We start from the raw sequence: 9421 nt of genomic DNA on the forward strand, positions 1-9421 counted from the left end.
GCGAACAGGGCCATGCCCTTGGCGAGGTTGGCCTCCGGCGCGGAGTTCATCACGTCGGGGTCGTTGGCGCCGATGACGCTGACGGCGGTCCGCAGCACGTCCATCGGATGCGCGCTGAGCGGCAGCTCGTCGATCACCCGCTTGGTCGGCTCGTCCAGGGTCCGCAGCGATCGCTCGAGGGTCTCGAAGTCCGCGAGTTGCTTCTCATCGGGAAGCTCACCGTGCCACAGCAGGTAGGCGACCTCCTCGAAGGAGCATCTCGCCGCGAGCTCCTGCACGGGGTACCCGCGATAGAGGAGCGAGTTGCTCTCCGTGCTGACCCGCGAGACGGCGGTGTAGTCGGCGACCACCCCGACGAGTCCCCTGTGCGGTGTCGGTGCCGGTGCCTGGGGGGTGCTTGCTGAATCGCTCATTCTGCTCCTTCGCTCGGATGTGCCGGAATCGGAAAGGTGAAGACCGAGGTGTCGAACGCGGTGTATCCCTCGTAGTCGAGCAGTTCGTAGAGCCGCGCTCTGGTCTGCATGCCCGCGACCTCGCTCGTGAGCGAGCCCTCGCGGGTGATCGTCTCGAGCCCGCGCTCGGCCGCGCCCATCGCGATGCGCAGCAGGCTCACGGGGTAGATGACGACGTTGACGCCGACGCCCTCCAGCTCGGCGGTGGTGAACAGGCGGCTCTTGCCGAACTCCGTCATGTTGGCGAGGATCGGCACCTCGACCGCCGCGCGCACGGCCTCGAACTCCGCGAGGTCCACCATCGCCTCGGGGAAGATGGCATCCGCGCCCGCGTCCACGAGCGCCTTCGCCCGGTCGATCGCGGCGGCAAGGCCGTCGATGGCGCGGATGTCCGTCCTGGCCATGATCAGCAGGTTCGGGTCGCGCCGCGCATCCACGGCCGCCCGGATGCGCTTGGTCGCCGTCTCGAGACCGACCACCGCCTTGCCGTCGAGGTGGCCGCAGCGCTTCGGGTTGACCTGGTCCTCGATGTGCAGCCCGGCGACGCCGGCGTCCTCGAGCTCCTGCACGGTGCGCGCGACGTTCATCGGCTCGCCGAATCCGGTGTCGGCGTCCACGAGCGTGGGCAGGTCGGTCATCCGGCTGATCTGCTTCGCCCGCTGAGCGACCTCGGTCAGCGTGGTCAGCCCGATGTCCGGCAGCCCGAGGTCGGCGGCGATGACCGCGCCGGAGATGTAGACGCCGTCGAAGCCCTTGTCCTGGATGAGGCGCGCGCTCAGCGGGTTGAAGGCACCGGGAAGACGCAGCAGCGCGCCGGTCGCGAGCTCCGCGCGGAAGGCGGCGCGCTTGGCCGCCGGTGTCGTCGTCGTGTAGAGCATCAGAACAGTCCCTTCGGTCCGGGCAGCAGCAGGTCGGGCCGGGCGGTGACGGTGAGCCCGGCCAGGTCGTCCGGGCCGAGCTCTGGCAGCCGTTGGACCAGCCCGAGGAAACGCTCGATCTCCTCCGGAGTGGCCACGGGGGCGGCGAGCGTGCGGAACTTGCGGAGGTACTGCTCGCGGGCGAACGGCCTGGCGCCGAGCGGATGCGCGTCGGCGACGGCGATCTGATCGACGATCGCCGTCCCGTCGGCGAGGACGATCTCGACCAGGCCACCGAAGGCCTTCTCCGCGGGGTCGAGGGAGTGGTAACGACGCGTCCATTCCGGGTCCTCTGTCGTCACGACCTTCCACCAGAGGGCGACCGTGTCCGGCCTCGCGGCCCGCTCCGGGGCATAGGAGCGCTCGTGGTGCCACTCGCCGTCCTGCAGGGCGACGGTGAAGATATAGGGGATGGAGTGGTCCAGCGTCTCCCGGCTGGCGGCGGGATCGTACTTCTGCGGGTCGTTCGCGCCGGAACCGATCACGGAGTGCGTGTGGTTACTGGTATGGATCACGATGCGTTCGACGCTCGCGGCCCCGGCCGGGGTGGCCAGCGACGGATGCTCGGCGTGCAGCCTGCGTGCGAGGTCGATCCAGGCCTGGGCCTGGTATTCGGCGGAGTGCTCCTTGGTGTAGCTGTCGATGATGGCCCGCTTGGCCTCACCCGGCTCCGGCAAGGCGACCTGGTACCGGGCATCCGGGCCGTCGAGCAGCCAGGCGATCACCCCGTCCTCCCCCTCGTAGATCGGGGTGGGGCTGGTCTGTCCGCGCATCGCCCTGTCGACCGCCTCGACCGCCATCTTGCCGGCGAACGCGGGGGCATAGGCCTTCCAGCTGGAGATCTCGCCCTTGCGGGACTGGCGGGTCGCGGTCGTGGTGTGCAGGGCCTGGCCGATGGTTTGGAAGACGATGGGGGTATCGAGGCCGAGCAGGGTTCCGATGCCCGCGGCGGCGCTCGGGCCGAGATGAGCGACGTGGTCGATCTTGTGCGCGTGCAGGCTGATCGAGGCGGCGAGATCGATCTGGATCTCGTAGCCGGTGGCGATCGCCCGCGTCAGTTCCGCCCCGGTGCGACCCGCGTGCTGCGCGACGGCGAGGATGGGCGGGATGTTGTCGCCGGGATGCGAGTACTCGGCGGCGAGGAAGGTGTCGTGGTAGTCCAGCTCGCGGACGGCGACCCCGTTCGCCCAGGCCGCCCACTCCGGCCCGAATCGGCCGGGGATGCCGAAGACGGTCGAGCCGGGACGGTACGGGTGGTCCTCGGCCTGGGCCCTGGCCGCGACGGCGGGAGGACGGGTGACCGAGGCGATCGCGACGGCGGCGTTGTCGATGATGCGGTTGATCACCATGTCGGTGACCTCGTCCGTGACCGCCACCGGATCGACGGCGACCTGCGCGATCTTCCACGCGAGCTGGTCCTCGCGGGCCAGGTTCTCGTCGCTCGCGTGGACGCGGACCTCGTGTAGCTGCACCACAACAGCCTAAGCGCCGTGTCCCGATCCCCGAAGAATTGGGCCCTTTGGCCCTTCCGTCGTGCGGGCCCTTCCATCAAGGCCGTCCCCGTCGTGGACGCTCTCCCGTCGTGGCCGTCCTCCCCGGCGTGGCCGTCCTCCCCGGCGTGGCCGCTCTCCCGGGAGAGATCTTTATTTTCGTCCTGTCACGTGAACGTGACGTCATGCTCACGTGACATCGCCCTAGCGCGTCCCGCTGCCCTGGCTAGATCGGATTTCCCCGATGGAGCCACGGGTCGTCCGGATCGATGCCTCGTCCTCGCCTACCGCGGAGGCTGGCTCCAGAAAAACCTCGGAGCGGGTCGGCCCTCACCCGTCGGCCGATCCGCTGTTCCCACAGGCCCCGAAGCCGGGCCGCCTCATCCTCGAGGGTGCCGATCACCCCGTCGTCGAGGCGATAGCTGTGATGGGGCCAGTCGTCCTCGTGCACGTGAACGAACTCGTGATCCCGCAGAAGCTTGAGATGGCGATAGACGGCGGACCGGCCGACGCCGAACTCCTGCATGATCAGACTCTCGATATCACCCGCATTGGCCTCGCCGCTCGCGAGGACCTCCACAATCCTGCGCCTGATCGGTTCGGCCAAGAGCTCGAAGATGTGCATGGCCACGACGATGCCACCTGGACATGACGTCACGTTCACGTGACAGGACGAAAGCGTGAAGGTCGTCCCCGGAGCCGGCCGGGGAGGAGCAGAGCAGAAAGAGCAGAGCAGGGAGGCAGCGCCCTCAGCGAACGGGCCGACCGAGCCCCGCCCCCGCCGCCTAAACTGGGATGCCCATGCCAGTTGCCATCACCTACCCGGAGGACCTCCCGGTCAGCCAGCGGCGCGACGACATCGCGGCGGCCATCCGGGACAACCAGGTGGTGATCGTCGCGGGAGAGACCGGGTCGGGCAAGACCACCCAGCTGCCGAAGATCCTGCTCGAGCTCGGCAAGACCAGCATCGGCCACACCCAGCCCAGGCGCATCGCCGCGCGCACCATCGCCGAGCGCATCTCCGAGGAGCTCGGCCAGGAGCTCGGCGGCCTGGTCGGCTACCAGGTGCGGTTCACCGACCGGGTCGGCAAGGACACCCGCATCAAGCTGATGACCGACGGCATCCTGCTCAACGAGATCCACCGCGACCGGATGCTCCGCAAGTACGACGCCATCATCATCGACGAGGCCCACGAGCGCAGCCTCACCATCGACTTCCTGCTCGGCTACCTCAAGCAGCTCATGCCCAAGCGGCCCGACCTCACGATCATCGTCACGAGCGCGACCATCGACCCGGAGAGCTTCTCGAAGCACTTCGGCGGCGCACCGATCATCGAGGTGAGCGGACGCACCTTTCCCGTCGAGATCCGCTATCGGCCCCTCGTCGCCGAGGCCCCCGTCGACGACGAGGACGAGAGCGAGACGGTCGCGGACCTCGACCCCATCGAGGGCATCAATGCCGCCCTCGACGAGCTCGCGCGGGAAGGCAACGGCGACGTGCTCGTGTTCCTCAGCGGCGAGAACGAGATCCGGGATGCCGAGGAGGCCATCAAGGGCAGGAACCTCCCGTTCACCGAGGTGCTGCCGCTGTACGGGCGGTTGAGCTCGGCCGAGCAGCACCGGGTGTTCGAGGGCGGAAGGGCACCGGGCATCCGGCGGCGGATCGTCCTCGCCACCAACGTCGCCGAGACGAGTCTCACCGTTCCGGGCATCCGGTACGTCATCGACGCGGGCACCGCCCGGATCAGCCGCTACAGCGTGCGGTCCAAGGTGCAGCGGCTGCCGATCGAGGCGATCAGCCAGGCGAGCGCCAACCAGCGCTCCGGGCGCAGCGGCCGGACGAGCGACGGCATCGCGATCCGGCTCTACTCCGAGGAAGACTTCATACGCCGACCGGAATATACCGAGCCGGAGATCCTCCGCACCAATCTCGCCGCGGTCATCCTGCAGATGATCTCGCTCGGGCTCGGCGACATCGCCGGCTTCCCCTTCCTCCAACCGCCGGACTCCCGCGGCATCAAGGACGGCCTCGACCTGCTCAAGGAGCTCGGCGCGGTCGACAGGGACACCGAGATCACCCGGATCGGCAAACAGCTGGCCCAGCTGCCGATCGACCCGCGACTGGCGCGGATGGTCATCGAATCGAAGCAGCACGGGGTGACCCGCGAGGTCATGGCGATCGTCGCGGCCCTGAGCATCCAGGACCCGCGCGAGCGCCCGCTCGACCGGAGGCCGCAGGCCGACCAGCAGCACGCCCGCTTCGTCGACCCGACGAGCGACTTCCTCACCCTGCTCAACCTGTGGAACTACCTGAAGACGCAGGAGAAGGAGCTCAGCGGCAACCAGTTCCGGCGGATGTGCCGGGCCGAGTACCTGAACTACCTGCGGATCCGGGAGTGGAGCGACGTCTACCGCCAGCTGGAGCGGATGGCGCGGCCGCTCGGGCTCGTCGTCACCGGCGCGAGCACCAATCCGAACGGCATCCATCGCTCGCTGCTCGCCGGTCTGCTCAGCCAGATCGGCATCAGGGATGCCGTCAAGAAGGACTACGTCGGTGCCAGGCAGGTGCGCTTCAGCATCTTCCCCGGCTCGGCGCTCGCGAAGAAGCAGCCGGCGGAGATCATGAGCGCCGAGCTCGTCGAGACGAGCAGGCTCTTCGCCAGGACCAACGCCGCGATCGACCTCGCCTGGGCGGAGCCGCTGGCCGGCGACCTCGTCAAGCGCAGCTACGGCGAGCCGCACTGGGAGAAGAAGCAGGGCGCGGCGGTCGCCTACGAACGAGTCACCCTGTACGGCGTCCCGATCGTCGCGCGCCGGCGCATCCAGTTCTCCCGGGTCGATCCCGCCTACGCCAGGGAGCTGTTCATCCGGCACGCCCTGGTCGAGGGCGACTGGGAGAGCCAGCAGGCCTTCGACCGCGCCAACCGCGAGCTGCGCACGGAGCTCGCCGAGCTCGAGGAGCGTAGCAGGCGCCGCGACATCCTCTACGACGACGAGGCGGTCTTCGAGTTCTACCACCGGCGCATCCCGGCCGACGTGACCAGCCAGCGCACCTTCGAGGGCTGGTGGAAGAAGGCCAGGGCGCAGACCCCGGACCTGCTCACCATGACCGCGGAGAACCTCCTCGACGAGGACGAGATCGCGGTCGTCGACGAGGATGCCTTCCCCACCTCCTGGCAGCAGGGCGACCAGCAGCTCGCCCTCGGCTACCGATTCGAGCCGGGCGCCGAGGACGATGGGGTCACCGTGCAAGTTCCCATCGCCCTCCTCGACCGGCTGAGCCCGGACGGCTTCGACTGGCAGGTGCCTGGATTCCGCGAAGAGCTCGTCACCGCGCTGATCAAGGCGCTGCCGAAGGCGATCAGGCGCAACGTCGTCCCCGCCTCCGACTGGGCCCGCAAGCTCCTCGCGGAGTTGCCCGTCGAGCCGGGACCCGAGTCGCTCAAGGAGACGCTGGCCGCGGCGATCAAGCGTCTCACCTACGTTCCCGTCACCCGGGACGACTTCGACGACGAGCGGATCCCCGCCCACCTCCTGATGACTTTCGCCATCGTCGACGAGCGGGGGAAGCCGGTCGCCCGCGGCAAGGACCTGCTGGCGCTGCAGGAGAAGCTGAGGCCGACCGTCCGGGCGAGCGTCGCCCGCGCATCCGTGACCCCGAACCGGACGATCGAACGGAGCGGCCTCACGGGCTGGGACTTCGAGACCCTGCCGAGGACGCTCGACACCCGGCAGGGTGCGAACACGATCCGCGCCTATCCCGCGCTGGTCGACGAGGGCACGAGCGTGGCGATCCGCCTCATGAGCACCGCGCAGGATCAGGCCGCAGCGATGCGCGGCGGGGTGCGGCGGATGCTGCAGCTGGCGGTCCCCTCACCCGTCTCCTACGTGCAGGAGCACCTCACCCGGACCGAGAAGCTCGCCCTCGCCCAGAGCCCGTACCGCAGCAACGCCGAGCTCTTCGCCGACTGCATGGCGGCGTGCATCGACGCCGAGATCGGCGGCCGCGAGATCTGGACCCGCACCGAGTTCGAGGCCGCGAGGGATGCCGTCTCCGCGACGATCATGGACTCGCTGTTCCGCACGGTCTCGCTTCTCAGCGCCGTGCTGACGGCGGCGCGCGAGGCGGAGAAGGCGATCAAGTCGGCCTCCAGCGTCTCGCTGCTGAGCCCGCTCGCCGACGCCCGCGAACAGCTCGGCGGACTGATCTACCCCGGTTTCGTGTCCGCCACGGGGGTCACCCGGTTGCGGCGCCTCCCCGTCTACCTGACCGGGATCGTCCAGCGGATCGGCAAGCTCGCCGAGAACCTCGGGCGCGACCGCGTCTGGATGACCGAGGTGCAGACCGCGACGGAGCGCTACCGGGCGGCCGGCGGCACCATCCCGCCGCAGCCGAACGCCCCGGAACGGATCGTGCACGCGCGCTGGATGCTCGAGGAGCTGCGGCTGAGCCTCTTCGCCCAGTCCCTGGGGACGGCGGAGCCGGTCTCGCTGCAGCGGATTGTCCGGGTCCTGGCCGGCTGACCCGGACGATCAGGTCCTCTCCTCCGCCTCCACCCCCTCGAAGGCTCCCCACATCGCGGCGTAGCGACCCCCCTGCGCCAGGAGCTCGTCGTGCGATCCCAGCTCCACGATCCGGCCCTCCCGCAGCACGGCGATGCGATCCGCGGTCCTCGCCGTCTGGAGCCGGTGGGCGATGACGACGGTGGTCCGCCCCCTCGAGACCTTCCGCATGGCCGCGGCGACCCTGGCCTCCGTCGCGAGGTCCAGGTTCGAGGTGGCCTCGTCGAGCAGGAGGATGGGCGGGTTGACGAGCTCGGCCCGCGCCAGCGCGATGAGCTGCCGCTGGCCGGCCGACAGCGACCGGCCGCGTTCGGAGAGCTCGTGCAGGTATCCGCCGGGAAGCTCGACGATGAACTTGTGCGCCCCGACCGCGCGGGCGGCCGCCTCGACCTCGGCATCCGTCGCCTCCTCGCGTCCGTAGGCGATGTTGTCCCTGACCCGGCCGGTGAACAGGAACGCCTCCTGCGGCACGTAGCCCAGCTGCTTCCGGAAGGCGACCAGGTCGAGCTCCCGGACGTCCTGGCCGTCCACGAGCACGGTGCCCTCGTCCGGGTCGTAGAAGCGGGCGAGCAGCTTCATGACGGTCGACTTGCCCGCGCCGGTCTCCCCGACCAGGGCGATCGTCTCCCGCGGCACGATGTGCAGGTCGATCCCGCGGAGCGCCTCCGCGGGCCGGACAAACGCGGCATCGGCGGTGACGAGCGACCGGGGATCGGACGGCCCGCGACGCCCGGCGGCCTGGGGACGTCGCGGCGCGGTCGGATAGGCGAATCGCACGTTCTCCAGGGTCAGCTCGCCCGTCAACCGGCCGGGCGAGCGGGGATGCTCGCTCTCCGGGGTGAGCGTCTCCAGCTGCATGAGCTCGGAGATCCGCTCGACGGACACCCTGGTCTGCTGCCACGAGTCGAAGACCTGGGAGAGCTGCTGGATCGGCGAGAAGAACATGTCGATGTAGAGGATGAAGGCGATCAGCGCGCCGGAGCTGAGCTGGCCGGAGGCGATGAGCCCGGCACCGACCCCGAGCACGATGGCGTCGGCGATGCCGGAGAGGAACTGCACAAACGGGAAGTAGGTCGCGACGAGGCGCTGCGCGGCCACCCGGGACTGGAGGTACTGACCGCCGAGTCCCCGGAAGCGCCTCATCGTCTCCCGCTCGTGCACAAACGCCTGCGATTCACGCACCCCGGACAGGCTCTCCTGGAAGTCGGCGTTGACGATCGCGATCCGCTCCCTGGACACGTCGTAGAGGACGGATGCCCGCCGGCGGAAGAGCACGGTGGCGATGGCGAGCGGGATCACGACGCTGAGCGTGCACAGCCCGAGTTCGACGTTCACGCTGATGAGCGCGACGCCGACGCCGCAGAAGGTGACGACGGCGACGAGGGCGGAGAGCAGCCCGTTCTGGATGAGCGACTCGAACTGGTCGACGTCCGTCGTCATCCGGGTCATGATCCGTCCGGCCATCTCCCGTTCGTAGTAGTCGAGGGAGAGCCGCTGCAGCTGGGCCCAGATGCGGATGCGCAGACTCAGCATGACCCGCTGCGCGATGCGGCCGGTGACGAAGGTCGAGGCGATCTCGTCGAACAGGTCCGCGAGGGTGACGACGAGGAACAGCGCGGACGCGCCGAACAGCACCGCGGCCGATCCCGTCTCCACCCCGCCGTCGATGCCGGTCTTGACGAGCACCGGACCGAGCAGGCCCGCGACGGCGTCGAGCACGACGAGCACCAGGCCGATCAGCAGCGGCCGCCGGAATTCCTTCAGCAGCCGGAGCAGGCTGAACCTGCGGTCGTGCGCGGTCTCCCGGTCGAGGTCGATGTCCGGCACGTCGCGCACCGGACCGAGCCGCGCAACCTGTGCGAGCAGTTCGGGGGTCGGTGAGAAGAACGAGCTCATGCCCCGGCCGCCTCCGCGACCGCCGCCCCCGCCGAGTCCGAGGCCGAGGCCTGGCGCTCTCGCGACCGTTGCCGAGGGGCCCGCGGAACCGGACCGCCAGGCC

General features: G+C 69.5%; 6 protein-coding genes. 1 reads left to right on the plus strand and 5 read right to left on the minus strand.

Annotated features, from left to right (window positions below; all coding sequences use genetic code 11):
* From VGC18_RS11945 to VGC18_RS16205, 4 genes are all read right to left on the minus strand, one after another.
* The coding region (locus VGC18_RS11945; protein WP_331097632.1) for a citrate/2-methylcitrate synthase at window positions 1-413 on the minus strand (413 nt) is incomplete at its 3' end.
* On the minus strand, window positions 410-1330 hold the full coding sequence (prpB, locus tag VGC18_RS11950) for a methylisocitrate lyase (protein WP_331097634.1): 921 nt from the start codon (window positions 1328-1330) through the stop codon (window positions 410-412). The genes VGC18_RS11945 and prpB, both read right to left, overlap by 4 nt.
* The gene (locus VGC18_RS11955) at window positions 1330-2844 is read right to left on the minus strand and encodes an MmgE/PrpD family protein (RefSeq protein ID WP_331097636.1); all 1515 of its coding nucleotides are present in this window, start codon (window positions 2842-2844) and stop codon (window positions 1330-1332) included. The genes prpB and VGC18_RS11955 overlap by 1 nt, the downstream gene beginning before the upstream one ends.
* A 241-nt stretch (window positions 2845-3085) precedes the next feature.
* A complete protein-coding gene (locus VGC18_RS16205; protein WP_414672884.1) occupies window positions 3086-3484 on the minus strand; it encodes an ArsR/SmtB family transcription factor in 399 nt (132 codons plus the stop codon).
* A gap of 176 nt (window positions 3485-3660) precedes the next feature.
* On the opposite strand from VGC18_RS16205, the gene hrpA reads away from it, so the two are divergent.
* On the plus strand, window positions 3661-7383 hold the full coding sequence (gene hrpA, locus VGC18_RS11965; RefSeq protein ID WP_331097640.1) for an ATP-dependent RNA helicase HrpA: 3723 nt from the start codon (window positions 3661-3663) through the stop codon (window positions 7381-7383).
* 9 nt (window positions 7384-7392) lie between these two features.
* Here hrpA and VGC18_RS11970 read toward each other — a convergent pair.
* Window positions 7393-9421 (minus strand): ABC transporter ATP-binding protein (locus VGC18_RS11970; RefSeq protein ID WP_331097642.1); only part of this gene is annotated, 2029 nt, incomplete at its 5' end.

The sequence above is a fragment of the Lacisediminihabitans sp. genome (assembly GCF_036404185.1).
In the GTDB taxonomy this organism is placed as follows: Bacteria; Actinomycetota; Actinomycetes; order Actinomycetales; family Microbacteriaceae; genus Lacisediminihabitans.